We start from the raw sequence: 26,400 nt of genomic DNA on the forward strand, positions 1-26,400 counted from the left end.
GTATTATCTGCGCTTTTGGCTTGGCATCTGCCGCACCTCGCTCGCCGTATCGGCACTTAGAATTATGCGGTATTGCCATAAAAATAGTACAAAGAGATAATTCTGTCCCATTATACCATGTTAAGCAGGTGAATACAATCTACAACCCCAAAAACCTGACGATGCAAAAACAAAACCCCAGGCAAGCCAGCGGCGCTGCCTGGGGGAAATGTACTGTAATACCAGAGAGAAAGCAGGCTGCGGTTCAGCCGCGCTTCATGCGGCCCAGCAGCAAATAATACCCCGCCCAGTCCAGCTTGCCGAACAGGGGGCTCTGCGTGCGCGCAGCTTCGGACAACATCCATAGCAGACGCAAGCTGTTCCAGCGGCAGGGCAGGTAATAGGGGCTGTAACAGTGCTCATGGCGCATTGTATCCAGCAGGCTTTTCAGCCATGGACTTTGCAGCGCGGTGCGGGCTTTGGCGCGGCGTGCGGGCATGGCGTCGGGGTCCCGCCGCAAAATGTCCGCGGCACCCTCCGCCAAAACCTGCAATTCCGCGCGGTGCAGCGGCAGCATATCCTGCGGCGGGCAAGCAGCAGCGGTGCAGGCGGCGTTCAGCTTGGCAAAATGCTTGGGCCAAATTTCGCAGTAATTGGCGTGGTACTTGGTGGAAAGGGTGCCGGTGCGGCTGCAATCGTAAAAGGTCAGGGCGCTTTCCAGCACAAGGTAGCTGAAATCCGGCTGGCAGCGCCCCAGCAGAGCCAGATAATCCAGCACAAACTGCAAATCTTCGCCAAGGGTATAAGCCTGGTCAAAGGCAAGCTGCCGGGCGTATGTGCGCCGGTAAAGCTTGTTCCACGGCATGGCGATCAGGCAGTCCAGGTGCAGGCGGGCCAGGTCGCTCTGTTGGGCCGGGTGGGCTACTGTGGTTACAGGGGTGGTATCGTCCGGCTGCATGGTGTAGTGCCAGAGCACAAAAGCGTTGGGGGCAGCGGCCTGTGCCGCAAGGGCGGCGGCCAAAGCGCCGGGGCGCAGGGCATCGTCACTGTCCAAAAATACAATATACTCGCCGGTGGCGGCCCGTAGCCCGGCATTGCGCGCGCCGGAAACCCCGCGTTCCCTGCGGTGCAGTACCATCACACGGGGATCCTTTGCTGCGTAAGCGTCACAAATTTCGCCGCTGCGGTCTGGACTTTGATCGTCCACCAAGATCAGCCGCAGCCCGCCCGGCAGCTGCTGGGTCAGCACACTTTCGATGCAGCGGGGCAGGGTGGCTTCCGCCTTGTATACCGGAACGATCACACAGATGACGGGCTGTTCCATAGGTGACCTCCAAAATCGTACACAATGCGTACAAAATCATCATAAAAGCGTGCAGAAGAATAGCGCTGTGCCGTCTTTGCACCGGCGGTGCTCATCTGGGCGCGCAGATCCGGGTGTTCATACAGCATGCGGATGGCAAAGCTCAGCTGCCCGGCTACATTGCCGTCACGGTCCACCAGCACGGCCTGGCTGCCGTCCAGATATTCCGGCATGCCGCCGCTGCGGGTGGCAAGCACCGGTCGGCCGCAGCCCATGGCTTCCACCGCCACAAGCCCGGCGGCTTCCTCCACCAAGGTGGGCACGCAGACAAGGTCCGCCAGGCGGTAATATTCCGGCATCGAATCATTGGGCACATAGCCAGTAAAGCGCACCCGGTCGCCAAGGGTCTCGGCCTGCTGTTCCAACTTGCGCAAAAACGGGCTTTGCTGGGTACGGCCAAAAAACGGGCTGCCCACAATCAGCAGCTTGATGCGCGGGTCATGGATGTTCTCCATCGCTTCCAACAGCTTGTGGATGCCCTTATCCGGCTCCAGGCGGCCGCAGAACAGTACAACAAAATCTTCCGGCGCAAAGCCGAGGGAAGCCCGCAGCGCAGCATCCGCCGGGCCGGGCACAAAGCGGGCGGTATCAATGCAGTTGTGCAGGATGTAGGCATGCTTGCGGTCCAGCTCGCTGGTTTTGAGGTAATCATCGCGGATAAACTCGCTCAGGGCCAGAATACCGCCGTAAATGGCGTCCATCTCATGGCTGCAGCTGGTCTGGCCGTGCAGGTGGGCCAGGCAACGCCGCTTGCCGAACATTTTGCTGATGGCGCTGCACTGGGTCAGGGTGCCGCCCTCCGCCACAATCAGGTCCGGCGTGGGCAGCTCCAGTGCAAGGGAAAGCTGAACCTTTTGATACCACGGGTCATACGGGGCGGCAACGCCAAAGCAGCGCTCCAGAAACACCATGGGGTAATACCGGCGCACGCCGCGGGGCTTGGCAACGTACAGCATTTTGGTGTGCTGCAGCCCTTGTGCCTGGGCGGCAGCTTCTGGGTCCGGGATGCTGGCGCACAGCAGGTCCAGCTTGCCCGTCCGTTCATTTTCACGGATCAGGTGGGTGACAAGGGTTTCCACCGCGCCGCCCTGCACAGCAGGAACCGGCAGTTCCGGCGGCGGAACCAGCAAAATGCGCGGTTTGCGCGGTGTATTCGGCGAGCGCAGCGGCAAAATGGACAACCCCTTTTTTCGTTGGTTTGAAAGTTTGATGTGGACGGAAAATTAGTTAGGAGTTAGGAGGGAGGAGTTAGGAGTTTAATTAGGAATGGGGTAAGTAAAGAATAATTAAAAAAGAATAAAGAATAATGGTGGTGGACCGCGGCGCGCAGCGCCGCTCAGGAAATATTAGGCTTTGGAATGTTTGAAAGTGCGTGATGAGCGGCAAAATATTCCGTAGGGCGCGATGCCCTTATCGCGTTGGGGAAAAACGTAAAATGGTTATTGCAAACCTAAAAACCATTTGTAGGGGACGATGCTTGCATCGTCCCGTGGCCGTTTGTCCCATATACAATCCTTGGAAAAACGCTATGACATTAGGTCAGCGGGCGCACAATATGCACCCCTACGGTCTCTATGGGGAAAACGCGTGCTTCAATATGTTTTGAGCGTATTTTGTTTACCCGTTCGCGATCCAATCCCTATTTTTATTCTTAGGCAACACCGCACAATTCCCGCCTAACGGCTTAAGCACCGCTCCGGCGGCTGCGGCACGGCATCTGCGTTGCCAAAATGCTCGATAATACACAAAGTATTATCTGCGCTTTTGGCTTAGCATCTGCCGCACCTCGCTCGCCGTATCGGCACTTAGAATTATGCGGTATTGCCCTTATATTCTATTATATTAAAGTTTTTTCGCCGAAGCCTTTTTTTCAAAAAAGGCTGGAAAGCTCCCGTAAACAATCACTTTGCCGGGCAAAGGCTTTCGGCGGGCATCATGGCCCAGCGGGCGGCGGAAAGTTTTTCGGTCATCTTCATGTGGCGGCAGTTGGGCAGGTAGCTGATCAGCCCCTGCATCAGAAACTGCTCCTTGCTGATGGCCTTGACCAGCTGCGGCTCCGGGTTCTGGCGTACCTTGGCGCACAGGAAAAGATACCGCCGCCAACAGGCAGCATAAGCCGAATCAATCACCGAACGGTCCGCGCCGTTCTCGACATAAAAGCGGTACCGGTCAGCCAGGCCGTCCACCGCGTCAAACGCGCCGGGTTTCAGGCTGGTGCGCATAATGCTGCCGGAACGCAGGCGGTAATTGTACAAAACATCCGGCAGGCACACCACTTTATCGCACCGCCAGAACAGCCGGTGCGCCACAAAATCATCCTCGTGCAGACGGCCCTCCGGGTAATGCAGCAGCTTCCACACCTCGGCGCGGTAAAGCTTGTTCCATGCAACGGTGTAATAAGTGCCGTTGGGGGCATAAAAATCATTCAGCAGATCCTTGCCGCGGAACACACCTTCCTGCGTGGGCGGGGTGAACACCGGCTCCGGCAGAGGCTTACCGTTCTCCTGTACGTCCTCCACTGCGCAGATCGCCATGTAGGCGTCGTGCGCTTCGCAGGCTTCGTACATCTTTTTCAGGTACGCCGGGCGCACCACATCGTCGCTGTCAATAAAGGCATAATAGCGGCCGCGGGCCATATCAATGCCGGTGTTGCGCGCGCCGGAAAGCCCCTGGTTCTCCTGGTGCACCACTTTAATGCGGTTGTCCCGCTTGGCAAGGCGGTCACACAAAGCGCCGCTGCCATCCGTTGCGCCGTCATCAATCAACAGCACTTCGATCGTGCCGTAGCTGGCCGGGAAATCCTGGTCCAGAATGCTCTGCACGCACTCTTCCAGCCAGGGCTCTGCGTTGTAAATGGGAACGATCACACTAACTGCAATATGTTCCATCTTGTTTTTCCCCCTCATTCCTCAGTCCGTTTTGCTGCCATGCAGCTTGCCGCGGGCGTGTGCCAGCGTGTAGGTCAGCCCCGGTGCGGCGCAGAACAGCACAGCGCGCGCTTTTTCGGCACCGGGCACATGCGGGCAGCGCAGGATGTCCGGCAAAATGCTGTCCAGATGCTTTTTGTGCTTCAAAAATTCCGGTTTCAGCTTTGCCATGGCTCCGGCCTCGCTGGCCTGGCACCAGAACAGGTAAAACACCTTCCAGTACCATGCCACGGCCCATTCATAAAAACCTTTATATTCGGTTTTGTCCGGCTGCGCGGCAAACCAGCCCAGCCAGTTCCAGTACATTTTCAAATCATCCAGCCGCCGCGGCGGAAACAGCACCTCGGTCATCTGGCCGCCGCGCCGCCGGTAGTGGTACAGCACGCGCGGCACACAGTAAACATACTCGCCGTCATATACGCGGTGCAGCTCGCTGGCGTCATCGCCAAAGAACATGGTTTCGTCAAAATGCACGCCTTTATCGCGGAACAGGCGGATGTCAAACAGCTTGTTCCAGCACAGCAGCCCGTAAAAGCCGCCGGTTTTAAAGGTATCCAGCAGCAGCTCCATGGCCATGTGCCGCCCGGCAATGTTGATGTTGACCCCAGCCCCCGGCACGGGCTTTTCCTGTTCGTCCACCGCGTCGGCATTGCAGGAGGCAATGCGCACATCATTTTCGCGGATGGCATTCAAAAGTGTTTCGTAGAGATCCGGATCCACCAGGTCGTCCGAATCCACAAAGCCGATGTAATCCCCGCGGGCATTGTCCAGCCCAACGTTCAAAGCGGAGGCCGGGCCGCCGTTTTCCTTGTGGAACACCCGGATGCGCGGGTCAGTTTTGGCAAGCTCATCACACAGCTCGCCGCAGCCGTTGGGGCTGCCATCCTCCACCAGCAGCAGCTCAAAGTCCGTAAAGCTCTGGGCCAGAATGCTGCGCACCGTGCGGGGGATGTAATCCTTGGCGTCATATACAGTTGTCACAATGGAAATGGTCGGGTTCGGCATGCAAAACGTTCCTCTCATAAAAAGCGGTTTTTCAGCTGGGTATAAGCGGCCAATAGCCAGGCGCTGTGCAAAAATACCCCCAGCCGGTAGGGCAGCGCCAGCAGGCGGTTGGGGTCCGCAGTCAGGCGGGCGCGCAGGGCCGCGCGGGCATCAGCATCCTGCAAAATGCGGGCAAACAGCTGCCGCCGCTGGGCAAACGGCATGCGGCCGGGGCAGCCGGTCAGCAGCCCATATTGATTTAACGCGGCACGCACCCGGCTTATTTGCACCAGGCGGTCAATTTCTGGTGCAGGCAGCTTGGCATCCGTCAAGAATGCTTCCAGCACGGGGCGGGTCACAGCCTCGGCGTCCAGCAAATCCCCACGCAGGGAGCGGGACAGACTGCCCGCAAGCATATCATTCTGATTATAGTATACACCTGCAAGGCAATAAATGGCAGAGTTTTTTTGTAAAAAAAGCAAAAACCGCAAATATTGAAGATTAAACAAAACATCTTCATTGATTTTTAAGCGTGGGTCAAACCGCAGCTTGTTCCGGCGGATCACATCCAGCCGGAACAGCTTGGGGTAGGGGGCGGCGAGGTAGCCGCTTTCAAACAGCAGCGGGTCCAGCGCATCCCCCAGCGCGGCGGGGCCGGCATAGCAGCCGGGGGCCAGCGGATTGGGGGCAGGGCCGCTGGCGCGCACCATGCCGTACAAAATCAGGCCCGGCTGCGCATCAAATGCAGCGGGCAGCGCCTGCCACAGCCCCGGCAGCAGGGTATCGTCCGCATCCACAAACAGCACCCACTCGGCACCGCTGCGGCACAGTGTATCCAACCCCGCGTTGCGCGCGGCGGATGCCCCGCCGTTGGGCTGGTGCAGTGCGGTAACGCAGGGGTCCTGGGCGGCAAGGGCATCACACAACGCGCCGGTGCCGTCCGGGCTGCCGTCCTCCACCAGCACCAGCTGCAAATTGTCCGGTGCACCCTGCAGCACACTTTCAACCGTCTGGCGCAGCGTGTGCTCGGCCTTATAGCAGGGGATCACCACCCCAATGGCGGGCAGGCTCACAGTGTTCCCTCCCTTTGCAGGACTTTGCGGTAAATTTCAATCATCTGTGCGGTGTTTTTGGCCGCGTCATGGGTCACCCGAGCGCGGATCTGCGCGGCGGTGCCCAGCGCCGTGCCGTGGTCCGGCAGGGCAAGCACCTGTAAAATGGCCGCGCTCAGGGCGGCATCATCCCCGGCGGCACCGTACAGCATCCCCTGCACGCCGCTTTGCAGCATATCCGGGATGCCGCCTGCCGCGCTGGCCACGCAGGGCAGGCCCAGCAGCATGGCTTCGCCCAGACTGTTGGGGCTGTTCTCGCTGTAAGACGGCAACAGGAAGAGATCGGCATCCAGGTAAGCCTGCCGCATGGCGGCGGCATCCAGCGGGCCGGTGTACTGCACATGGTCCGCCAGCCCCAGGCGGCGGATCAGCTGTTTGCACCAGGTCTGGTAGGGGAACATCCAGTCAATCACCGGGCGCAGCAGCGGCCCTTTGTCCAGCGGGGGCCAGCCCGCCACCCGCAGCACCGCGCCGGGGTACTGCGCCAGCACGGCGGGCAGCGCTTTGAGCACGGTATGCAGGTTTTTGAGCGGGTAGTTGCCCTGGCTGAGCAGCAGCACCGGCGCTTCGCCAAAGGTGCGGGGGTGCCACACCGGTGGGGTGTAAAACTCCGGGCGCAGCGTTTCGTTGCAGGGGTAATAACTGGCCTGCGGGGCCAGCTTTTGAACGGCGGAACGGTCAAAGCTGGTACGCCCGGTCACATGGCGGGCGTTGGCCAGCACGGCGGCTTCACTTTGGGCAAGGGTATCAAAACGGGCCTGGTTCACGTCCAGCAGCCCGCCCGGCACATGGCGGTCAATCAAATGCTGCGCCGCGCAGGAGTGCAGCAGCCGTGCTGGCACGCCGTCATTCAAGTGCAGGGCACAGTCAACCATCACGCCCTGGATGCCCACCAGCACCGGTATCCCCGCCGCTTGGGCCGCCTGCTGTATGGTGCGGGCGGCAGCGTACTCGGTGCCCCAGATATGGACAAGATCCGGGGCAATCTTTTTGAGCAGGGCAGAAAAGTTTTCCACACTTCCGGTGGGAACCAGTGCAAAACTTACGCCGTTTTTGCTGCAAACGGTTAAAGTTTCCGCGCGGGCATCCACGCTGGCAACGGTAATGGCCGGGGCGTCCGGTGCGGCGGTCATGCCGCCCAGCGCGCCGGAAAGCCAACCCCCGCCGATCTCTTTTGCCTGCAAACCGCAGGCATCCGCGGCAGCAGGGATGGTGATGCTGACAAGCCAGAGTACCTTCACATTAGCCACCTCACAAATTCAGCTGCAACCGCCTGCGGCACCAGCTCAGGGAAGAGGTCACACACTTCCCCAAAGGGCAGCTGTTTACCGCACACTTCACCCAGCCAGCGGTGCAGAATATCCGCAGCATCAGCCTGGCCTTGGTGCAGCACCAGCGCCAGCGGATAGCGGGCCAGATAGGGCAGGGCAGGGTCGTTTTCGATCACGCAGAGGTGCAAAACTGGCTTGCCCGCAGCAAAGTAGTCAAACAGTTTGCTGGGCAGCTGGTTGGCTACCGCGTTGCCAAGGTTCAAAAGAACATCGGCCTGTGCCTGCATGGTGCGGGCGGTTTCGGCGGGCACGGGGCCGGGCTGTTCAAACTGTTCGCCCAATACAGCCTTGGTCTGGGCAGCGTCCGCGGCAAAGTATTGCCAGCCGCCGCCTGCCATCGTCAGGGTCCAGCCGCTGGCCGGGCCCAGGGCACGGAAAAGTTCCAGCGCAAAGCCCGGCTCCCGCAGGCCGGGATACAAAGAACCGCAGAACACGCAGCGCTTTTTGCTGTCTGCTGCATGGTTCGGCACTGCCGCCGGGGGCACCAGACTGGGAAAATCCAGCACATGAACTTTTTCCGCCGCCGCGGCCAGCGGGGCGCCGGGGGCGTAATCCCCAACGGCCTGCCGGGTGATAAAGGCGGCGGCCAGATGGTTCAGCAGCTCCAGCTCCCGCGGGTAGCCGCCGGGGGCCTGATAATCCCGGTTGGAAGCATAGGGGTCCAGCTGCCAGATGGCCTTTTTGGCCTGCACCTGCGCGGTTTCCAGCGCAAACGCGGCGCGGTAGGGCGCACAAACAGCGCAGATCACCTCAAAATGGAACGCAGCATCCAGCTTTTCCAGCTCCCGGCGGGTATCCACCACCCGGCGCGGGGCGTGCAGCACCAGCTGGCGGAACGCCGCCGCCACCGCCGTGGGGTGGCAGCAAAGCCGCGCCAGCCGCACCGGAATGGGCGAACCGCCACTGCGGCCGTTTTCCAGCGCGGCGTTCATCAGGCGCTCGTCCGCAAAGGCAAGGCAGTGCACGGTGCAGCCGGGCAGCTCCGGCTGGGGATGCAGGCCGTCCCATAGTTCCAGCAGGTGTACGGTGTGCCCGGCAGCACAAAGTACCCCTGCCAAACGCTGTGCCATCAGCACATTGGCAGAGGTTGGGTTTTCCACACTATCCAGTATAAATAAAATACGCATGGTGTTTATCCTGTGCAAAAGGAGTCAGCGCCGGTCTTTTAACATGGTACGGCACACTTTGCGCCACAGCACCGGGCAGTTGATGGTTGCCCACGCCGCCGCGCGGATGGCAAGCGGCAGCCGCGGGTTGCGGCCAAGGTTAGGGTCCTGCAGCCCGGCGCGGATGCCTACCCCCAGCTCGTTGATCTGCACGCGGTAGGCGGCAGCATCGTCCCGCCGCAAAATCATGCTGGCAAGGTAGACCAGTTTTTCGTAATAAAAGGCGTTGGCGCTCTGCTGGATGGCCGGGCTGGCATGCTCGCGGATGAACACGGCGGCCTGGCGCTGCTGGTCAATGCTTTCCGGCGGCAGGGCACGGTGGCTGGCCGAAGCCGCGTGCTGCCGGTAATGGTAGCCTGCAAAATCCACATAGGCACAGCCGTCTGCCGCACTGAAAATCTGCCAGTTGGCCACAAGGTCTTCGTTGTAGGCAAGGCCGTTGTCCATGATCTCGGCGGTGATCAGCTCGTGGGCGTACAGCTTGTTCCACAGCCCAAAGTCCACCCGGTGGTCATGCAGCAGGGCATCCAGATGGGCGGGCGGCTGAAACACCGTGGTCTGGCTGGGCGGCGGGCTTTCCGGAGGAATATCCTCGGTAAAGCAGTCATACCGGCAGCAGGCAATCTGGCAGCGGGTGGTTTGGGCAGCGCGGTACAGTGCATCCAAAAACTGCTTGTGGTAGCAGTCATCCGCATCACAAAAGGCAAACCACCGGGCGTTCAGGTTCAGCCCCGCGCGCACCCCGGCAGCGCGGGCGGCGGCAACACCGCTCTGGCGCTGGTGGATCACAACAAACCGGGCGTCCCGGCTTTCCCACGCGGCGGCAAGCTCGGCGCTTTCATCGGTGGAGCCGTCATCCACCACAAAACAGGCGAAATCGCCAAAGGTCTGCGCAGCCAGGGATGCCAGACACTGCTGCAAAAACGCAGCGCCGTTATGTACCGGCACCACCACGGCAATGGCAGGGCCTTTGAACTGGGGCTCGGTTTCACTCATGGCTGCACCTCCTTTGTATATTTCTGCGTCTGCTCCAGGTAAAATTTTTGCAGGATACCCGCGCTGGTGTGCACATCAAATCCGGCGGCAATGGCTTTGGCCTGGGCGTTGGGGTCACGGGTCAGGTCCGCCGCGGCAATGGAATCAGCCCAGGCGGCTTCATTCTGCAAGGGCAGGTAGTGGATGTTGCCGGCAAACGCCGCGCCGGGGTCCACCGTATCGGCCACAAAGCAGGGCAGGCCGGCGGCCTGGGCTTCCACCAGCACAACGGGCAGCCCCTCAAACAAACTGGGCAGCAAAAATACATCCATGGCGTGGTACAGCGCGGCCATATCCTTGCGCACCCCGGCAAAAATTACCCGGTCGCTCAGGTTAAGCTCCTGGGCAAGGGCACGGGTGGAATCAACCAGCTCGCCGGTGCCGATCAGCACCAGCCGGGCGTTGGGCATGCGGCGGCTGACCCCGGCAAAAATGCGCAGCAGCCCGGCATGGTTTTTCTGCTCACAAAAACGGCCCACATGGCCAAACAGAATTTCGCCTTCCTGCACGCCAAGCTCAGTGCGCAGGGCGGCGCGGGCGGCGGGATCGTGGAGGGCGAACACATCGGTCATAATGCCGTTGGGCAGCACGGTGAACGGGTGTTTGCCGTACAGCATCTCCCCGGCGCGCTGGCTGCAGGCAAAGCGGTGGGTCAGGTCGTGGTCAAAGCGGGAACTCATCAGCCGGTCCAGCTGGCCCACCAGGTTGTGCTCATAGGCAGTGTTGTGGCTGTGGCCTGCCCGCACCGGCACCCCGCAGCGGCGGGCCACGGCATTATAAAACATGCCAAAGCCGCTGTAATGCCCGTGGATGACCTTGTATTCCGGGTGCGCGGTAAAAAAGGCGCGCAGGTCATGCAGGTATTTCGGGATATTATTGTCCTGCCGCACCGTCAGCTTGGTAATGTGCCCGCCCAGGGCTTCAATTTCAGCATCATAAAAGCAGGGCTTATCATAGTGGTACAAAAAGTCAAACTGTACCTGGCTGCGGTCCACGGCACGGTAGACATTCATGACAAAGGTTTCCATGCCGCCGGCGTCCATGGCGGGCATGATTTGTAATACGCGGATCGGCGGCAAAGTGCGCCCCTCCTTTTGCGGCTTGCCGGGGGAACATCCACCCGGCAGCGTTTGGCATTATTCCTGTTCCAGCGCTGCTTTGCAGTTCAGCAGTTCGGCCTTTGCATCGTCCGAAAGCACCGGGTATTCGTGGCAGCTCTTCTGCAAAGCATCCAGTACAATCTCGCTGACCAGGTAGCGGGTGTACCATTTCTGGTCAGCCGGGATGGCATACCACGGGCTGTGCTTGGTAGCGGTTGCGGTGATGACTTCATCAAAGGTATCCAGATATTCGTCAAAACGCATCCGCTCTTTCAGGTCGGAGCAGGAGAACTTCCAGTTCTTTTCCGGGCGGTCAATGCGCTCTAAAAAGCGCTTTTTCTGTTCGTCCTTGGAAACGTGCAGAAAGATTTTGACCACGCGGTAGCTGTTCTCGTACAGGTATTCTTCATAGCTGCGGATCTGGCGGTAGCGCTTTTCAAAAAAGTCCTTCTTGCTGTCTTCCAGCACGCGCGGGGCCATCTGGTAGGTCTTTTGCAGGTCGTGAACCTGCACCACCAGAACGTCCTCGTAATAGCTGCGGTTGAAAATGGCAATGCTGCCGCGGGGCGGCAGAACTTTGTTCACCCGCCACAAAAAGTCGTGGTGCAGTTCCTCGCTGGTGGGCTGCTTGAAGCTGGTTACCTGTACACCCTGGGGGTTCAGGCCGCCCATCACATGCTTTACGGTGCTGTCCTTCCCGGCGGCATCCAGCGCCTGCAGAATGATTACAAGGCCCTCGCGCCCATCGGCGTAAAAGGCGTCCTGCAGGGCGGCCATCTTTTCCAGGTTTTCGGCAGTTTTGGACAGGATATCTTCTTTCTTTACATGGTCATCCTTGCTGTCGCAGGGCAGCTTGCGCAGCGCGCATGGGTGGGAACCATCAAACAAATAGCGGTCAGCCTTCATCCGGGTTGCCTCCTTTCTGCAAAAGGACAAAGTTATACTCTCTCAGTATACCCGTTTTGGCCCCCATGTGCAACCGCAAGATGCAAAAAAGGCATTGCAGACGCGCGGCCCGCAATGCCTTTTTTCATAATTACAAAACAAAATCAGAACGTCAGATTGCCGAACTCGGAAAGCTTCAACTGTTCGTTGTGCTGCTCGGCCCAGTTGATGCTCCACGGGCTGCCGAACAGCAGCAGGTGGTTGCCCTTCAGGTCCTCGATGCAGCGGGTGTCGCTGGTCAGGTCCAGTGTTTTGGGGTCCAGCTCGTCCGGGTCGTTCATGATCCAGCGCAGGTGCTCATACGGCAGGGTCTGCATACGGATGTCAACGTTATATTCGTTGCGCAGGCGGTATTCCAGCACTTCCAGCTGCAGCACGCCGACCACGCCGACGATAACTTCCTCCATACCGGAGCCAAGGTCGCGGAAAATCTGGATCGCGCCTTCCTGTGCGATCTGCTCCATGCCTTTCACAAACTGCTTGCGCTTCATCGTGTCCACCTGGGTCACGCGGGCAAAATGTTCCGGTGCAAAGGTGGGGATGCCCGCAAACTGCACATGCTGCTTGCCGGTGCACAGCGTATCGCCAATGGAGAAGATGCCCGGATCAAACAGACCGATGATATCGCCGGCATAGGCTTCGTCCACGATGGCGCGGTCGTCAGCCATCAGGCTGGTGCCGGTAGCAAGCTTGATGTTCTTGCCCTCCTGCACATGAAATGCTTCCATGCCGCGCTCAAACTTGCCGGAGCAGATGCGCAAAAACGCAATGCGGTCACGGTGATTCTTGTTCATGTTGGCCTGGATTTTGAACACAAAGCCGCTGAACTGCTCGCTGCAGGGATCCACCACATCGCCGGTGGGGGCATCCTTGCGGGGCAGTGGCGGCGGGGTCAGGCGCAGGAACTCTTTCAGGAAAGGTTCCACGCCAAAGTTGGTCAGCGCGGAGCCAAAGAATACGGGGCTCAGCTGGCCGTGCTGCACAGCGTCCAGGTCAAACTCTTCGGCAGCGCCATCCAGCAGCTCAATGTCGTCAGCCAGCTTCTGGTGGTTGGCCGCGCCGATCAATTCGTCCATTTCGGGTGCGCCCAGCTCGGCGGTGATCTCGTCCACCATCTTCACGCCGTTGGCGCGGCCATCGCTTTCAAAAGCCAGCACCTTGCGGGTGCCGCGGTCAAACACGCCCTTGAACTCTTTGCCGCAGCCGATGGGCCAGTTCATCGGGTAGGTTTTGATGCCCAGGATCGTCTCAATGTTTTCCATCAGTTCAAACGGGTCGCGGGCTTCGCGGTCCATCTTGTTGATGAAGGTGAAAATGGGGATATGGCGCAGGGTGCAGACCTTGAACAGCTTGATGGTCTGGGCTTCAACGCCCTTGGCGGCGTCGATGACCATGACGGCGGAATCCGCCGCCATCAAGGTGCGGTAGGTATCCTCGGAGAAGTCCTGGTGGCCGGGGGTATCCAGAATGTTGATGCACTTGCCCTGGTAGTTGAACTGTAAAACAGAGGAGGTAACAGAGATACCGCGCTGTTTTTCAATATCCATCCAGTCAGAAACGGCATGTTTGGCGCTCTGCTTGCCCTTGACGGAACCGGCGGTCTGGATGGCTCCCCCGTACAGCAGCAGCTTTTCGGTCAATGTGGTTTTGCCGGCGTCCGGGTGCGAAATGATCGCAAACGTCCGGCGGCGCTCGATTTCTTCACGCAAAGTTGCCATGAAAGTCAATACTCCTTTATTCCATTGCAATGTGACTTTTTACGGTTGTCTGCTTCCGTCACATGGGGAACACTCCTCTATCACTCTGGTTTTCAGGCGGCACCTGAACTATTACAAGAAAGGTTACAAGACATACCTTTTTATTTTACTATGATTTTTAAGGGATTGCAACGCCTGATACCGGATTTTTGGCCGGTAAGGGGAGAAAAAAGCAAAATTTGATGGAAAATGCGTGGTGGGGGGCCATCATCCCGCCGGGGGAGAAAGGCAAATGTTTGACTGTACGCCACAGATTCTAAGACAATACTGCATAATTCTAAGTGCCGCGCCTCGCTCGCCGTAATCGGCACTTAGAATTATGCGGTATTGCCCTAAAAAATTTGTGTTGTCCCCTGCAAAATAAAATCAATGAGCGAACATACTCGTCAGGACTTACTTATTCGCCTCCGCATGGGCGGTGGCTTCCGCCACATACCCTTCGGCATTTTTTCGGTTGGCTTCCACCAGGGCGGGGCTGGCGGCTTCACGCACCTTGGCGGGCACACCCATGGCCACCATGCCGTCCGGGACCACGGTGTTTTCCAGCACCAGCGCCCCGGCGGCCACCACGGCATTTTTGCCCACCACGGCGCCGTTCATCACCGTGGCGTGCATACCGATCAAAGCGCCGTCCCCCACCGTACAGCCATGCACCACTGCACTGTGGCCGATGGATACATTTTTGCCGATCGTTACCCCCAGGTTTGGCCCGGTGTGCAGCACGGCGTTGTCCTGGATATTGCTGTTTTTGCCAATGCGGATGGCGCCGGTATCTCCGCGCACCACCGCGCCGTACCACACGCTGCTGCCAGCGGCCAGCACAACATCCCCGGCCAGGGTGGCGTTGGGGGCCACAAAGGCTGCACTGCCAACATCCGGCGTTTTGCCGTATACTGTGATAACTGCCATAATTTTACCTCCCTGCCCGGAATAATTCTACCGCCGGGCACTGTTAGTTAAATTGAAAAACAGGCCTGTGTTTGTTATACTTTTACTATATTAAATAATATATTACGTTGCTTCAGGAAAAGCAATCAGGGGGAAACAAATATGATAAAAATGGTTTGCAGCGATCTGGACGGCACCCTGCTGCAATATGGGAAAAAGCTCATTGAGGGCGAAATTTTTGATGAGATCCGCGCTTTGCATGACCGTGGCATCCTGTTCTGCCCGGCCAGCGGGCGGCAGTATACCAGCCTGCGCAAACTGTTCGCCCCTGTGGCAGACGATTGCATCTACCTGTGCGAGAACGGCGCGGTTGTCTACCGCGGTGGCAAAGTAATCGCCAAAACGCCGATGCCCCGCGCCCTGGCAGAAGAAATCGCCTGGGATTTCTGGAACAACACCGAGGACTTAGGCGAAGTGATGCTTTCCGGCGAAAACATGTCCTACCTGATGGAGCGCGGGCACGGCGTGGTGGACCGCATCAAGTTCATTGGCAACAATTATACGGTCATCACAGACCCCGCCCAGATCCCGGAGGATATCGTCAAGGTGTCCGTCTATTTGGTGGACGGCGTGGAGCCGTTTGTGGAGCGCTTTGTGCCCAAATGGCAGCAGGCCAACTGCGCCGTGGCGGGACCCAAGTGGATCGATACCACCGTGGCCAACAAGGGGATTGGCGTACAGAGCATCTGCCGTGTGCTGGGCATTGACCCGGCGGATGTGATGGCCTTTGGCGATAACTATAATGATGTTGCCATGCTGGATTTGGTAGGTCACCCTTACATTATGTCCACCGCTGCAGCGGAGCTGCGCCGGCGCTATGCAAACCATACCCCCCGGCCGGAGGATACCCTGCGTGCCTTCTTGGCCAGGCAGGAAAACTGAGTGAATCCACAATATTGTTAAAAACATTTTGTTGATTTTGTGAAAGTTTACAAAAAACGACAGGGTGAAATGCAGTATTTGCATTGACTTTGCTCAACATTGCTGGTATAATCAAATTGTTAAATTCTCCACAGGCTTGTTGAAAAGCTGTGGAACAGAGAGGAAGACGCATCTATGAAGCAGTTTGATTATACCATTCAGGAAGCAGTTGGCATCCATGCCCGTCCGGCCGGTTTGCTGGTCAAAGAGGTCAAAAAGTATAAGAGCACTGTTACCGTCATCAAGGGCGATAAATCCAGCAACGCGCTGAAACTGATGGCTTTGATGGGTATGGGCGTTAAGTGCGGCGATACCGTTACCGTTACCGTGGAAGGCGAGGACGAGGATACCGCAGCACCGGCACTGGAAGCTTTCTTCAAAGAGCATTTGTAATTGAATCCTTTTGTTTGCGGCACCTGCCCCAGCAAGGCCCTCACCCGGCGCTGGGGCAGGCAGCCGCATTTTGTTTTCTGCTGCATTTGGTTGTATAAAATAACCAGTCAGGATCCCATTGAACACCAAAGAAAGGACGCTTGTTATGATCAGTATTCAGGGCAAGGGCGTATCTTCCGGCGTTGGCGTTGGACCGCTTTATTTCTATCACCGCACCAAAACCGAGATCCCCCGCTATACCGTGACCGATCCCGATGCCGAGTGGCACCGTTTCAAGGGCGCGCAGACCGCCGCCATTGAGCAGCTGGGCGAACTGGCCGAAAAGGCCCGCGCCGAAGCCGGCGATGAAGCCGCCATGCTGTTTGAGACCCACCAGATGATGGCCGAGGATCTCGATTACGAGGAAGCCATCTCCGACCATATCAACAATGAAAAGATGAACGCCGAAGCCGCGATTTCGGATACCGCAGTTCAGTTCGCCGCCATGTTTGAATCCATGGACGATTCCTATATGCAGGCCCGTGCGGCAGATGTGCGCGATGTATCGGATCGCATCCTGGGGATCCTGTCCGGTGCAGTGCAGGGCGGTATTGCTTCGGATGTGCCGGTGCTGCTGGCTGCGGATGACCTGGCACCTTCGGAAACTGTGCAGCTGGATAAATCCAAGATTTTGGGCTTCATCACTGCGGGCGGTTCCGGTTCCAGCCACACGGCCATTCTGGCCCGCACCATGGGCATTCCCGCCATTGTGGGCGTGGGCGATGCCCTGAAGCCGGAGTATGAGGGCCGCTCTTGCATTATTGACGGCGCTACCGGCAATGTGGTGATCGACCCGGACGATATGACCCGTGATTACCTGCTGAAAAAGCGGGAAGAGCAGCTGCGCCTGCAGCGCCTGCTGGAGACCCTGAAAGGCCAGCCCAATGTGACCAAGGATGGCAAGAGCATCCGCATTTACTGCAACATTGGCTCCCCGGACGACGTACATGCCGTGCAGGTCAACGATGGCGGCGGCATCGGCCTGTTCCGCAGCGAGTTCCTGTACCTGAACAGCCCGGATTACCCCACCGAGGACCAGCAGTTTGAAGCCTACAAAAAGGTTCTTGCCGATATGGGCGGCAAGGAAGTTATCATTCGCACGCTGGATATCGGCGCGGACAAGCAGATCGGCTACTTTAACCTGCCCAAAGAGGATAACCCGGCTATGGGCATGCGCGCTCTGCGTATCTGTCTGAACCGCCCGGAAATCTTCAAGACTCAGCTGCGTGCCCTTTACCGTGCTTCCGCGTTCGGCAAGCTGGGCATCATGTTCCCCATGGTGACCAGCGTGTGGGAAGTGCGCGAAGCCAAAAAGTACTGCGAGGAAGTCAAGCGCGACCTGAAAGCTGAGGGCATTCCCTTTGCGGAGGATGTGCAGGTCGGCATCATGATCGAAACCCCGGCAGCGGCCATCATGAGTGACCGTCTGGCCAAGGAAGTGGATTTCTTCAGCTGCGGCACCAATGACCTGACCCAGTACACCCTGGCCTGTGACCGCCAGAACAATGATCTGGGACGTTTTTATGACCCGCACAACCCGGCAGTGCTGCGCCTGTTGAAGATGGTGACGGAGAATGCCCACAAGAACGGCATTTGGGTTGGTATCTGCGGCGAGCTTGGCGCGGACCTGACCCTGACCGAAACCTTCCTGGCGATCGGTGTGGATGAGCTGTCCGTCAGCCCGCGCGCGGTGCTGCCCCTGCGCAATGCCGTGCGCATGACCGATACCCGCGAAAGCGCACCCCGCCTGCTGGCCGCCATCGATGCCGAGTACCCGGAAACGCTGTGAGGGGCTTTACGGAGGATTTGTGTTCCTTCTTTGAAAAGAAGGAACCAAAGAAACTTTAGTAGTATAATAGAACACAAAAGATAAATAAAGGCGCATCACACAAAACCATCGTGTGGTGCGCCTTTTTGATGTTGGCTTTATAGAAATTGGTACAAGTTGAAAAACAATCTGTAAGGAACGGTCTAGACCGTTCCTTACAGAGCATTTTATAATGTGTTGCAAACCAATAAAGCATCTGTAGGGCGGGGTGCCCTCACCCCGCCGCGGAGGAACCATGCCTATCGCGGTAAACGCTGCAATTTATTTGTAGGGGACGATGCTTGCATCGTCCCGCGGAGCGTGTAACGGTAAAAATCTACCGCGCACCATCACCCCATCACCCGAATTACCCCCAGCACCAACAAATGCACCGGGTAAAACAGATAGAAAAACCACTGCGAAAAATTCTTTCCCCGTGCCGCCCGCTGGCCATTGTACAGATACAAGATCACAAACCCGGATGCAGCGATCCCTGCCATGCTGCCGCAGGCCATCAGCAAACACTGTGCGGTGGGGTAAAGCCACACGCTGCTGGTGTAATTCAGCCAGCCAAACAGCGCGGCAGAAAGCGCAAAACTGAACCGCAGTCGTTTTTGGTCCTGGCCGGACCAGCGGAAGAGCAGGGTGAACACCGGGGCCAGCAGTGCCCAGTCACAAAACAACGAACCAAAAATCAGCAGTACGATCAGCACGCCGCGCAAAAAACGGTTCCGGATGGTTTCGATACACAACAAGATGCAAAAACACAGGAACAGCGTGAACATCATGTTGAAATCCTGAAATTCCAGAATGCCGTTTTGGGCAAACGCCATCGAGAACGGCACCTGTGAAACCACACCGAACCCGAACAGCCGTAAGGCATACTGTTTGCGGCTGTGGGTGTACCGGAAGCCCTCTACCAGAAAATAGCACATGGTAATGGCGGTAAAGTAGCCGATATCCACCAGCACCTCGTACCAGAGGGTGCCCGGCACCAGAAAAATATTGGCGATGTGGTTCAGCAGCATGGCGGTCATCGCGATGTATTTGATCACATCGCGGTTCAGCACCCGCCAGCCGGGGCTTTGTGTTTGCTGTTGCAGCATTGGCAGCACTTCCTTTTTTGGGGCTTCACAGCGGCAGCGGTTATTTTTCCCGCTTAATGACAAAGCAGGGCAGGGGAGCGGTATCGGCCCAGTTGGCAAATTCGCAGATCAGCACGGTATAATCGGCCAGCGGCAGGCTGCGGAAAAACTCCGCCGCAGCCTTTTTCTCCGCATTGCCGATCACCTTGCCGCTGTACAGCACCGCGGCAAGCACGCCGCCGGGCTTCAGGGCGTCCAGCCCGGCCTGCAGCGCGGGCAGGGTGGAATCTGCCGTGGAGTGTACATCGTGCGCGGCACCTGGCAGCCAGCCAAAGTTGAACATCACGCAGTCCGCACTGCCCGGCGGGGCAAAGCGCAGCAGCTCCCGATGGTCGCAGCATTCCGCGCGGCCAATGGCAGCCATGCCGTTGGCGGCCAGCAGCGCATTGGTGTTGGCCGCGGCCTGAGGCTGGATATCCAGCCCGATCACCCGGCCATTTTCCCCGGCAACGCTGCATAAAAATAGGGTATCGTGCCCGTTGCCGCAGGTGGCATCCAGATACAGTCCGCCCGGTGCCAGTGTGCTGCGCAAAAAGCGGTGGGTCAGCTCCACTGCCGTCAGGTCCGGCACGCGGCGGCGCACCAGCAGCCCGCCGCGCGGCACAAAACCGAACTTTGCCGCCAGCGCCTGCGCAGCGGTATTGCCGGCATCCGGCAGTGGCGCGGTGAATTCGCTGGGGGCAGTCCGGTCAAAGCCGCCGTTCTGGCGCAAAACCTCCCGCAGCAGATAGCTTCCGTACCCGCGGCTCTGCCATTCCGGGGCAATTTCCAACGCTTCAAAACAATCGGCACAGGTAACGGCATGGCCGATGCAGCCTTTCTCTTTATATAACGAATAGACACAGCGGTTTTGTGCGTCCAGTGCCGTTTTTTCAATCCGCATGGGCAAGCTCCCCCTAATGTTTCAGTCTGCAACTGATTGTACGGCATGGGGCGGATAAAGTCAAACCACAGCCCAAACTGACCGGATTTTTGGAGATTTCACATTTCTTTCACGCAGTCGCGAAACTGTTTTCACAATTAGCGGTTATACTGTAGGCACAAGGTTGAGGGAAGCAAGAAAGACAAAGCAAAAGCTTCCGTCAGACCGTGTATCACCGCCCGGCGGCCCCCAAGCGCCGTGCGGCAGAACAAAGGAGAGATTTTTCATGAGTGAATATGATTATTCGGGTCTTTATAATAATGGCGGCCCGCAGAATAATAACGGGCAGCCAGCGGGCACTCAGCCGGAACAGCCCCAGGCAGAGCAGTCCGGTTACCCCAATGTGGGCAGCAGCGGAATGAACACCGCCAACACCGCACAGACAGATTATTCTAATTATTCCAGCCAACAGAACAGCAGCTATAACCCCCAGGGCCCCGCTGCAGGCAATGGCGGCAACGGTGGCAACGGCAATAACGGCGGCTACAATGGCTACAGCTATTCCAGCAACCCACAGCCCCCGCAGAACGAGCACAAAAAGAGCCACGGCGGCAAAAAGGTTTTGCTGCGTGTGGCGGCCTGCATCGGTGTGGTAGCCCTTGGCTTTGGCGGCGGCCTGGCAGGAACTGTGGTTGCCAGCCGCACCGGCTTAACCGGCGGCCAGGTTGTGGTTCAGCAGGTCCAGCGTGACACCAACACGGATTCTGTATCCCAGGGCAGCACCAACGGCACCAACCTGTCGATTCAGGATGTTGCCGCGCTGGTACAGCCCAGCGTTGTGGCCATCACCACCGAGCAGATGGTCAGCACCAACACCTGGTTTGGCGGCAGCTATGTGCAGAGCGGTGCAGGCTCCGGCGTGATCATCTCGCAGGATGGTTACATTGTGACCTGTGCCCATGTGGTTTCCGGTGCAAATAACATCACGGTACAGCTGGCGGACGGAACAGAGTATACCGCAACGGTCGTTGGCCAGGATTCTACTTCGGACGTTGCAGTCCTGAAAATCGAAGCCACCGGTCTGACTCCGGCTGTGATTGGCGACAGCGACAGCCTGGCTGTTGGCGAAACCACCATTGCCGTTGGCAACCCGCTGGGTACCCTGAGCAACACCGTTACCAATGGTATTGTCAGCGCCTTGAACCGTGAAGTTACCGTTCAGGGCAACGATATGAACCTGATCCAGACCAGCGCTTCCATCAGCCCGGGCAACTCCGGCGGCGGCCTGTTCAATGCAAACGGTGAGCTGATCGGTATTGTCAACGCCAAGAGCAGCTCCAGCGATGCAGAGGGGCTTGGCTTTGCAATCCCCATCAATACCGCCATGGAAATGGCAAAACAGATGATCGAAAAGGGTTATGTTGCCCGCCCGGCCATGGGTGTTACGGTCATCACCATCAATGATGCCCAGACTGCTATGCAGTACGGCGTCAGCAACTATGGTGTGTATATCTACCAGATCGCATCCGGCAGCGGTGCCGAAAAAGGCGGCCTGAAGCTGGGTGACCGCATCATCTCCATTGATGATGTGGCAGTCTCCAGTGCATCCGATGTACAGAAGTATTGCCAGAGCAAGGAAGTTGGCGATACCGTTACCCTGCAGGTAGAGCGTGATGGCAAGGTCATCAGCTGTGAAGTGACCCTGGGCGAAAGCACCCAGTCCACCGCAACGGCTGAAAGCGGGAACTAAGTTCTTTACGGGAGTTTTTTGTCCCTTCTTTGAAAAGAAGGAACCGAAGAAACTTTAGGCAATACCGCATAATTCTAAGTGCCGATACGGCGAGCGAGGTACGGCAGATGCTAAGCCAAAAGCGCAGATAATACTTTGTGTATTATCGAGCATTTTGGCAACGCAGATGCCGTGCCGCAGCTGCCGGAGCGGTGCTTAAGCCGCAAGGCGGGAATTGTGCGGTGTTGCCTTTAGTATAGCAAAACAGAAAAAATAAAATTAAGGCGCATCACACAGGGATTGTGTGGTGCGTCTTAATTTTATTTTATGTGATAATATGATTAAAGTTTCTGCTTCCTTCTTTTCAAAGAAGGAACAAAATCCCCCGTAAAAACCTCACATATCATGATTCTCAATCAGCTTGCGGCCCATCAGAACGCCCATGACGGAGGCCATCATCAGGCCGCGGGTCCATCCGGAGGAATCGCCCAGGCAGTGCAGGCCGGAAATGTTCGTTTCCAGGTCGGTGTCCATCTTGACCTTGTTGGAATAGAACTTCAGCTCCGGGCTGTACAGCAGGGTTTCCGGTGCGGCAAAGCCGGGGGCAACATGGTCCACCATCTTGATGAACTCAATAATGCTCACCATGGCGCGGTACGGCATGGCGGCGGTAATGTCGCCCGCAACGGCATCTTTCAGGGTAGGGCGCACATTGGAATGTGCCAGCTCCTTGGCCCAAGTGCGCTTGCCGTCCAGAATATCACCGTAGCGCTGTACCAGAATGTGCCCGGCACCCAGCATGTTGGTCAGTTCGCCAACCTTCTGGGCATAGGCAATGGGCTGGTTGAACGGTTCGGTAAAGTTGTGGCTGACCAGAATGGCCAGGTTGGTGTTGCCGGATTTCAGATCCTTGTAGCTGTGACCGTTGACGACCGCCAGGTCATTGTCATAGTTTTCCTGCGCGACAAAGCCGCCGGGGTTCTGGCAGAAGGTGCGGACCTTGTTCTTCCACGGGTTGGGGTAACCGATCAGCTTGCCTTCGTACAGAACCTTGTTGATGGTCTCCATGATCTCGTTGCGGCACTCCACACGCACACCAATATCAACGGTGCCGGGCTTGTGGGCAATGTTGTGCTCGGCGCACAGCTTTTCCAGCCAATCTGCACCGCGGCGGCCGGTGGCAATCACAACCTGGTCGGCGCGCAGCTCGCGGCGCTCACCCTTTTCGGTGATCACAACGCCCTTGCACTCGCTGCCTTCCAGCAGAATGTTGTCACATTCGGTGTTGAACAGCATCTCCACACCGCGGGCCAGCAAATAGTTCTGGATGTTCAGGTACAGCTGCTGGGCTTTTTCGGTTCCAAGGTGGCGGATGGGGCAGTCCACCAGCTGCAGGCCGGCCTGGATGGCGCGCTTGCGGATCTCCTTGATCTCGCTGCCCTCGTAAATACCTTCCACATGCGGGTCAGCGCCAAATTCCAGATAGATCTTGTCGGTGTAGTTGATCAGCTCCTGGGCAAAATCCTCACCGATCAGCTCCGGCAGCTCGCCGCCAACCTGATAGGAGAGGGACAGCTTGCCGTCCGAGAACGCACCGGCACCGGAAAAGCCGGTGGTGATGGCGCAGGTGGGCTTGCAGTTCACGCAGTGGCCGGTTTTATCTTTGGGGCAGTGGCGCTTTTCTACCGGTTTGCCCTTTTCAATCAGGCAGATGCGCGGGCCGGTAGTTTTGCTGCTTTTGCGCAGCAGTTCCAGTGCGGTAAAAATACCGGCCGGGCCGGCGCCAACGATAATCAGATCATAATTGTTCATGTAGGGTAATTGCTCCTTAAATTTACAAATAAGCGCCGGTTCAGCGCAGGGTAACATCAGGTTGCGGCATCCGCTGTGGGCTCTTGGTCGGGTTCCGGTGGTTCGGTGGTCAGCTCCGGGGCTGGCACATCGGGCAGGTCCGTTTCGGCAGATTCTTCTGCAGCGGGTTCAGCCGGGGCAGGGGAGGGGGCTTCGGGGGATGGCTCCGGTGCGGCAGCGGTTTCCATTTCCGCCTTGGCAGCATCCAGCCTGTCCAGCGCATGGAACTCCATCGCAATATAAATGGTGCAGCACAGGTTCAAAATGCCCTCTGCCAGTAAAAAGATGCCGGACAGCAGCAAAAGATCCACGTTGCGGTTGTTCAGCAGCTGAGAACACGCCAGCAATGCCCCGCACAACAGCGAAACAATGCTGAGCAGCAGCACCACCCACCACTTTTGCCCCTTGCGCTTGGCAAGGGCAAAGGAAGACTGTGCGCGCACCACGCCATCCACCAGCAGCATCAGGCCAAACAGCAGCGGCAACAGCCATTCAAAGGTCATGGCGCTTTGTACGGTACACAATAGTGCCCACATGCCCAGCGCAATGGTGGGCAGGCTGAGCAGCAGGCTGACGGCGGCTCGGATGCTGCCGTTATCTTTCTTAAAATAACCGTACAGGCTTTGCAGCCCGCACAAAACCACCAACAAGCCCAGCGCAATGCAGAACACATCGGCAACCGCCTGCGGGGCAAGCAGCAACAGCAGACCAAGCAGAATGTACAGCACACTGAACACCAGCATGCCCGGTTTGATATGGCGCAGCATACAAACCCCTCCTTATACAGCGGCAGCCGTTTTCTGGCCGGCTTCCATTGGCAGCAAAATGTCGCGGTGGCACTTGCGCATAAACACAGCGCACAGCGTAACGGCAACCAGCTCTGCAATGGGAAAAGCAAACCACACGGCGTTTACGTTACCGGTGTGGCTCAGCAGCCAGGCGGCAGGCACCAGCACAACCAGCTGGCGGATCACCGAAACCAACAGCGCCAGCGTGCCGCGCCCCAGCGCCTGGAACGCGGAGGAAGAAATTACGTTGAAACCTGCCATCGGAAAATGGATGGCAATAATGCGCAAGGCCAGAATACCCATGGCCAGCATGGTGGGGCTGGCGTTGAACACACCCAGCAGCACATGTGGGAAAACTTCGGCCAGAATCAGGCCGCACAGCATAATGCACTCGGCAAAGCAGACAGCCAGTTTGATGGTTTGGGTAATGCGCTTGGGCTGGCGGGCACCGTAATTGTAGCCGATAATGGGCACCATGCCGTTGTTAATGCCAAAAATAGGCATGAATACAAAGCTTTGCAGCTTGAAGTAAACACCAAACACCGCAACGGCGGTGCTGGAAAAGGCAATCAAGATGTTGTTCATCGCAAAGGTCATCACGCTGCCAATGGCGTTCATGGCAATGGAGGGGATGCCCACCGCGTAAATGCGCTTGATGGTGGACCCCGCCGGGCGGAAGCCTTTCAGCGTTAGGTTGATGTCCTTATTGCACAGCAGGTTCATCGTCAGCCCGGCAGCTGCGCCGATCCACTGCCCGGCTACGGTAGCCACAGCAGCACCGGCTGCTTCCATGCGGGGCACGCCGAACAGACCGAAGATGAAGATGGGATCCAGCGCAATGTTGACCAAAGCGCCAATCAGCTGGCTGGCCATAGCGAACGCACTGCGCCCGGTGGCAACCAGCAGTTTTTCCAGCATGCACTGCAGGAACAAGCCCATGCACCATAACGTGCAGATGGAAAGATAATCGGCACCGTACTGCATGATCTGGGCATCGGTGGTCTGGGACGCAATGAACGCCCGCGCGCCCAAAATGCCGAACACCAGAAAGGCGATGCCGCCGCAGAACGCTAAGAACAGGCCGTTCATCGCCGCGCGGCTGGCCTCGGCCCGGTTGCCCTCACCCAAACAGCGGGAAAGATAGGCGTTTACACCAACAGCAGTGCCCACGGCAAAGGCAATCATCAGGTTCTGGATGGGGAACGCCAGCGAAACGGCGGAAAGCGCCGCTTCGTTCACACGACTGACAAAGATGCTGTCCACAATGTTATAAAGTGCCTGAACCAGCATCGAAATCATCATAGGTACTGAACACGAAAGGAGCAGCGGGCCTATCGGCGCGCTGCCCATTCGGGATGCAGAGTATTTCTGTACAGAATCACTCATTCCTGATTAGCTGCCTCCATTGCTTTTGCAGCCTGAACAATCAGCTGGGCACAGGCATCCTGGCCAATTGCTGCATTCAGGCAAAGATCATAGTTTTTCGCTTCGCCCCAGCGGTTTTCAGTATAGTAGTTGTAATAGCTTGCGCGGGCGCGGTCATGCTTGGCCAGATGGGTCTCCCATAGGCGATCGGGCATATCCTTGGCATCGGGGCGCACTTTGGCGTTGGCCACGCGGATATCAATGGGGGCAAACACAAAGGTGCGCAGCACATTGGGGCGGTCGCGCAGAACATAGTCACCACAACGGCCCAAAATCACACAGGAACCCTGGGAAGCAACTTCCTTGATGACATTGGACTGCAAAATGTACACCTGGTCCGCCAGGGGCATGGTGTTGCCCATCATGTAAAGGCTGTAGATCAGGCTGCCGCTGCGCTGGGTCTCGCTGGCGGCAATGGCTTCTTCCGTCAGGCCGCTCTTTTTTGCGGCGATGGTGATCAGCTCCTTGTTGTACAGGGGAATCCCCAAAAGATCAGCAACTTTCTGGGCAATCTCGCTGCCGCCGGATGCATATTCACGCGCCATCGTAATAACCAGGGGTTCCTTCATTGTCTCCACCTCACAAATAATAATAGTGATGGACATAATAGTCCTACTATAATAAGTATAAACGCTGGTGGAACAAAACGCAAGAGCAAGGTTAAACAAAACAAAACGGTGCCGTTGGGGCAAACTGCATAGCAAAACTGGGCAGTAGGCAACACCGCACAATTCCCGCCTTACGGCTTAAGCACCGCTCCGGCGGCTGCGGCACGGCATCTGCGTTGCCAAAA

Annotated in this window: 23 protein-coding genes; 5 read left to right on the plus strand and 18 right to left on the minus strand. The window is 57.6% G+C overall.

Features of this window, described 5'->3' with window-relative positions; genetic code table 11:
- Nucleotides 1-278, plus strand: a 278-nt coding sequence (locus C4885_RS16760) for a hypothetical protein (RefSeq protein WP_207657591.1), incomplete at its 5' end; no start/stop codon positions are given.
- Here the strand turns inward: C4885_RS16760 and C4885_RS10085 are convergent.
- The 12 genes from C4885_RS10085 to C4885_RS10140 form a co-directional block, all read right to left on the minus strand.
- The gene (locus C4885_RS10085; RefSeq protein WP_114000219.1) at nucleotides 245-1,303 is read right to left on the minus strand and encodes a glycosyltransferase family 2 protein; all 1,059 of its coding nucleotides are present in this window, start codon (nucleotides 1,301-1,303) and stop codon (nucleotides 245-247) included. The genes C4885_RS16760 and C4885_RS10085 overlap by 34 nt on opposite strands.
- Nucleotides 1,279-2,514, minus strand: a complete 1,236-nt coding sequence (locus C4885_RS10090; RefSeq protein ID WP_114000220.1) for a glycosyltransferase family 4 protein — start codon at nucleotides 2,512-2,514, stop codon at nucleotides 1,279-1,281. Before C4885_RS10090 ends, C4885_RS10085 begins: the two co-directional genes overlap by 25 nt.
- Nucleotides 2,515-3,243: 729 nt before the next feature.
- Complete coding sequence (locus C4885_RS10095; RefSeq protein WP_158538871.1) at nucleotides 3,244-4,230, minus strand: glycosyltransferase family 2 protein; 987 nt, start codon at nucleotides 4,228-4,230, stop codon at nucleotides 3,244-3,246.
- 21 nt (nucleotides 4,231-4,251) lie between these two features.
- On the minus strand, nucleotides 4,252-5,274 hold the full coding sequence (locus tag C4885_RS10100) for a glycosyltransferase (RefSeq protein WP_114000222.1): 1,023 nt from the start codon (nucleotides 5,272-5,274) through the stop codon (nucleotides 4,252-4,254).
- Between the two features lie 14 nt (nucleotides 5,275-5,288).
- Nucleotides 5,289-6,326 carry a glycosyltransferase family 2 protein gene (locus C4885_RS10105; RefSeq protein WP_114000223.1) on the minus strand — a complete coding sequence of 346 codons (1,038 nt, stop codon included), beginning with the start codon at nucleotides 6,324-6,326 and terminating at the stop codon, nucleotides 5,289-5,291.
- Entirely contained in the window at nucleotides 6,323-7,606 is a 1,284-nt protein-coding gene (locus C4885_RS10110; RefSeq protein ID WP_114000224.1) for a glycosyltransferase family 4 protein, read from the minus strand. The genes C4885_RS10105 and C4885_RS10110 overlap by 4 nt, the downstream gene beginning before the upstream one ends.
- Nucleotides 7,603-8,823: a hypothetical protein gene (locus tag C4885_RS10115; RefSeq protein WP_114000225.1), complete on the minus strand. Its 1,221-nt coding sequence runs from the start codon at nucleotides 8,821-8,823 to the stop codon at nucleotides 7,603-7,605. The genes C4885_RS10110 and C4885_RS10115 overlap by 4 nt, the downstream gene beginning before the upstream one ends.
- A gap of 24 nt (nucleotides 8,824-8,847) precedes the next feature.
- Entirely contained in the window at nucleotides 8,848-9,858 is a 1,011-nt protein-coding gene (locus tag C4885_RS10120; protein WP_114000226.1) for a glycosyltransferase, read from the minus strand.
- Nucleotides 9,855-10,976, minus strand: coding sequence for a glycosyltransferase family 1 protein (locus tag C4885_RS10125; RefSeq protein ID WP_114000227.1), 1,122 nt, complete (start codon nucleotides 10,974-10,976; stop codon nucleotides 9,855-9,857). Before C4885_RS10125 ends, C4885_RS10120 begins: the two co-directional genes overlap by 4 nt.
- A 57-nt stretch (nucleotides 10,977-11,033) precedes the next feature.
- Entirely contained in the window at nucleotides 11,034-11,903 is an 870-nt protein-coding gene (locus C4885_RS10130) for a PPK2 family polyphosphate kinase (protein ID WP_114000228.1), read from the minus strand.
- A 143-nt stretch (nucleotides 11,904-12,046) separates the two neighbouring features.
- Nucleotides 12,047-13,660, minus strand: coding sequence for a peptide chain release factor 3 (locus C4885_RS10135; RefSeq protein WP_114000229.1), 1,614 nt, complete (start codon nucleotides 13,658-13,660; stop codon nucleotides 12,047-12,049).
- Nucleotides 13,661-14,092: 432 nt separating this feature from the next.
- Nucleotides 14,093-14,608 carry a gamma carbonic anhydrase family protein gene (locus tag C4885_RS10140; RefSeq protein ID WP_114000230.1) on the minus strand — a complete coding sequence of 172 codons (516 nt, stop codon included), beginning with the start codon at nucleotides 14,606-14,608 and terminating at the stop codon, nucleotides 14,093-14,095.
- A gap of 141 nt (nucleotides 14,609-14,749) precedes the next feature.
- On the opposite strand from C4885_RS10140, the gene C4885_RS10145 reads away from it, so the two are divergent.
- The 3 genes from C4885_RS10145 (at nucleotide 14,750) to ptsP (ending at nucleotide 17,789) form a co-directional block, all read left to right on the plus strand.
- Nucleotides 14,750-15,529: an HAD hydrolase family protein gene (locus C4885_RS10145; RefSeq protein WP_114000231.1), complete on the plus strand. Its 780-nt coding sequence runs from the start codon at nucleotides 14,750-14,752 to the stop codon at nucleotides 15,527-15,529.
- A gap of 174 nt (nucleotides 15,530-15,703) precedes the next feature.
- Complete coding sequence (locus tag C4885_RS10150) at nucleotides 15,704-15,961, plus strand: HPr family phosphocarrier protein (protein ID WP_114000232.1); 258 nt, start codon at nucleotides 15,704-15,706, stop codon at nucleotides 15,959-15,961.
- A 145-nt stretch (nucleotides 15,962-16,106) separates the two neighbouring features.
- A complete protein-coding gene (ptsP, locus tag C4885_RS10155; protein ID WP_114000233.1) occupies nucleotides 16,107-17,789 on the plus strand; it encodes a phosphoenolpyruvate--protein phosphotransferase in 1,683 nt (560 codons plus the stop codon).
- Nucleotides 17,790-18,157: 368 nt separating this feature from the next.
- Here the strand turns inward: ptsP and C4885_RS10160 are convergent, their stop codons facing one another.
- Nucleotides 18,158-18,913 carry a TraX family protein gene (locus tag C4885_RS10160; RefSeq protein ID WP_242979533.1) on the minus strand — a complete coding sequence of 252 codons (756 nt, stop codon included), beginning with the start codon at nucleotides 18,911-18,913 and terminating at the stop codon, nucleotides 18,158-18,160.
- A 40-nt stretch (nucleotides 18,914-18,953) separates the two neighbouring features.
- Nucleotides 18,954-19,835, minus strand: coding sequence for a bifunctional GNAT family N-acetyltransferase/class I SAM-dependent methyltransferase (locus C4885_RS10165; protein WP_114000234.1), 882 nt, complete (start codon nucleotides 19,833-19,835; stop codon nucleotides 18,954-18,956).
- Between the two features lie 265 nt (nucleotides 19,836-20,100).
- Between C4885_RS10165 and C4885_RS10170 the strand changes: the two genes are divergently transcribed.
- The gene (locus C4885_RS10170; RefSeq protein ID WP_242979534.1) at nucleotides 20,101-21,564 is read left to right on the plus strand and encodes a S1C family serine protease; all 1,464 of its coding nucleotides are present in this window, start codon (nucleotides 20,101-20,103) and stop codon (nucleotides 21,562-21,564) included.
- Nucleotides 21,565-21,939: 375 nt separating this feature from the next.
- Here the strand turns inward: C4885_RS10170 and C4885_RS10175 are convergent, their stop codons facing one another.
- The 4 genes from C4885_RS10175 to C4885_RS10190 are packed head-to-tail and all read right to left on the minus strand — an operon-like array spanning nucleotide 21,940 to nucleotide 26,176.
- On the minus strand, nucleotides 21,940-23,355 hold the full coding sequence (locus C4885_RS10175; protein WP_114000235.1) for an NAD(P)/FAD-dependent oxidoreductase: 1,416 nt from the start codon (nucleotides 23,353-23,355) through the stop codon (nucleotides 21,940-21,942).
- A 56-nt stretch (nucleotides 23,356-23,411) separates the two neighbouring features.
- Nucleotides 23,412-24,161, minus strand: a complete 750-nt coding sequence (locus tag C4885_RS10180) for a DUF308 domain-containing protein (protein ID WP_114000236.1) — start codon at nucleotides 24,159-24,161, stop codon at nucleotides 23,412-23,414.
- Between the two features lie 12 nt (nucleotides 24,162-24,173).
- Nucleotides 24,174-25,568, minus strand: a complete 1,395-nt coding sequence (locus tag C4885_RS10185) for an MATE family efflux transporter (RefSeq protein WP_114000237.1) — start codon at nucleotides 25,566-25,568, stop codon at nucleotides 24,174-24,176.
- Nucleotides 25,565-26,176: an AAA family ATPase gene (locus tag C4885_RS10190; protein ID WP_114000238.1), complete on the minus strand. Its 612-nt coding sequence runs from the start codon at nucleotides 26,174-26,176 to the stop codon at nucleotides 25,565-25,567. The genes C4885_RS10185 and C4885_RS10190 overlap by 4 nt, the downstream gene beginning before the upstream one ends.
- Nucleotides 26,177-26,400 lie beyond the last annotated feature (224 nt).

Origin of the sequence: Subdoligranulum sp. APC924/74, assembly GCF_003324125.1 — a bacterium.
Classification (GTDB): domain Bacteria; phylum Bacillota; class Clostridia; order Oscillospirales; family Ruminococcaceae; genus Gemmiger; species Gemmiger qucibialis.

Coding starts and splice junctions, on each gene's coding strand:
- C4885_RS10140 (WP_114000230.1), bottom strand. CDS start 14,608: ATGGCAGTTATCACAGTATACGGCAAAACGCCGGATGTTGGCAGTGCA.
- C4885_RS10170 (WP_242979534.1), top strand. CDS start 20,101: ATGAGTGAATATGATTATTCGGGTCTTTATAATAATGGCGGCCCGCAG.
- ptsP (WP_114000233.1), top strand. CDS start 16,107: ATGATCAGTATTCAGGGCAAGGGCGTATCTTCCGGCGTTGGCGTTGGA.
- C4885_RS10145 (WP_114000231.1), top strand. CDS start 14,750: ATGATAAAAATGGTTTGCAGCGATCTGGACGGCACCCTGCTGCAATAT.
- C4885_RS10150 (WP_114000232.1), top strand. CDS start 15,704: ATGAAGCAGTTTGATTATACCATTCAGGAAGCAGTTGGCATCCATGCC.
- C4885_RS10130 (WP_114000228.1), bottom strand. CDS start 11,903: ATGAAGGCTGACCGCTATTTGTTTGATGGTTCCCACCCATGCGCGCTG.
- C4885_RS10180 (WP_114000236.1), bottom strand. CDS start 24,161: ATGCTGCGCCATATCAAACCGGGCATGCTGGTGTTCAGTGTGCTGTAC.
- C4885_RS10100 (WP_114000222.1), bottom strand. CDS start 5,274: ATGCCGAACCCGACCATTTCCATTGTGACAACTGTATATGACGCCAAG.
- C4885_RS10160 (WP_242979533.1), bottom strand. CDS start 18,913: ATGCTGCAACAGCAAACACAAAGCCCCGGCTGGCGGGTGCTGAACCGC.
- C4885_RS10135 (WP_114000229.1), bottom strand. CDS start 13,660: ATGGCAACTTTGCGTGAAGAAATCGAGCGCCGCCGGACGTTTGCGATC.
- C4885_RS10095 (WP_158538871.1), bottom strand. CDS start 4,230: ATGGAACATATTGCAGTTAGTGTGATCGTTCCCATTTACAACGCAGAG.
- C4885_RS10185 (WP_114000237.1), bottom strand. CDS start 25,568: ATGAGTGATTCTGTACAGAAATACTCTGCATCCCGAATGGGCAGCGCG.
- C4885_RS10165 (WP_114000234.1), bottom strand. CDS start 19,835: ATGCGGATTGAAAAAACGGCACTGGACGCACAAAACCGCTGTGTCTAT.
- C4885_RS10085 (WP_114000219.1), bottom strand. CDS start 1,303: ATGGAACAGCCCGTCATCTGTGTGATCGTTCCGGTATACAAGGCGGAA.
- C4885_RS10175 (WP_114000235.1), bottom strand. CDS start 23,355: ATGAACAATTATGATCTGATTATCGTTGGCGCCGGCCCGGCCGGTATT.
- C4885_RS10190 (WP_114000238.1), bottom strand. CDS start 26,176: ATGAAGGAACCCCTGGTTATTACGATGGCGCGTGAATATGCATCCGGC.
- C4885_RS10115 (WP_114000225.1), bottom strand. CDS start 8,823: ATGCGTATTTTATTTATACTGGATAGTGTGGAAAACCCAACCTCTGCC.
- C4885_RS10120 (WP_114000226.1), bottom strand. CDS start 9,858: ATGAGTGAAACCGAGCCCCAGTTCAAAGGCCCTGCCATTGCCGTGGTG.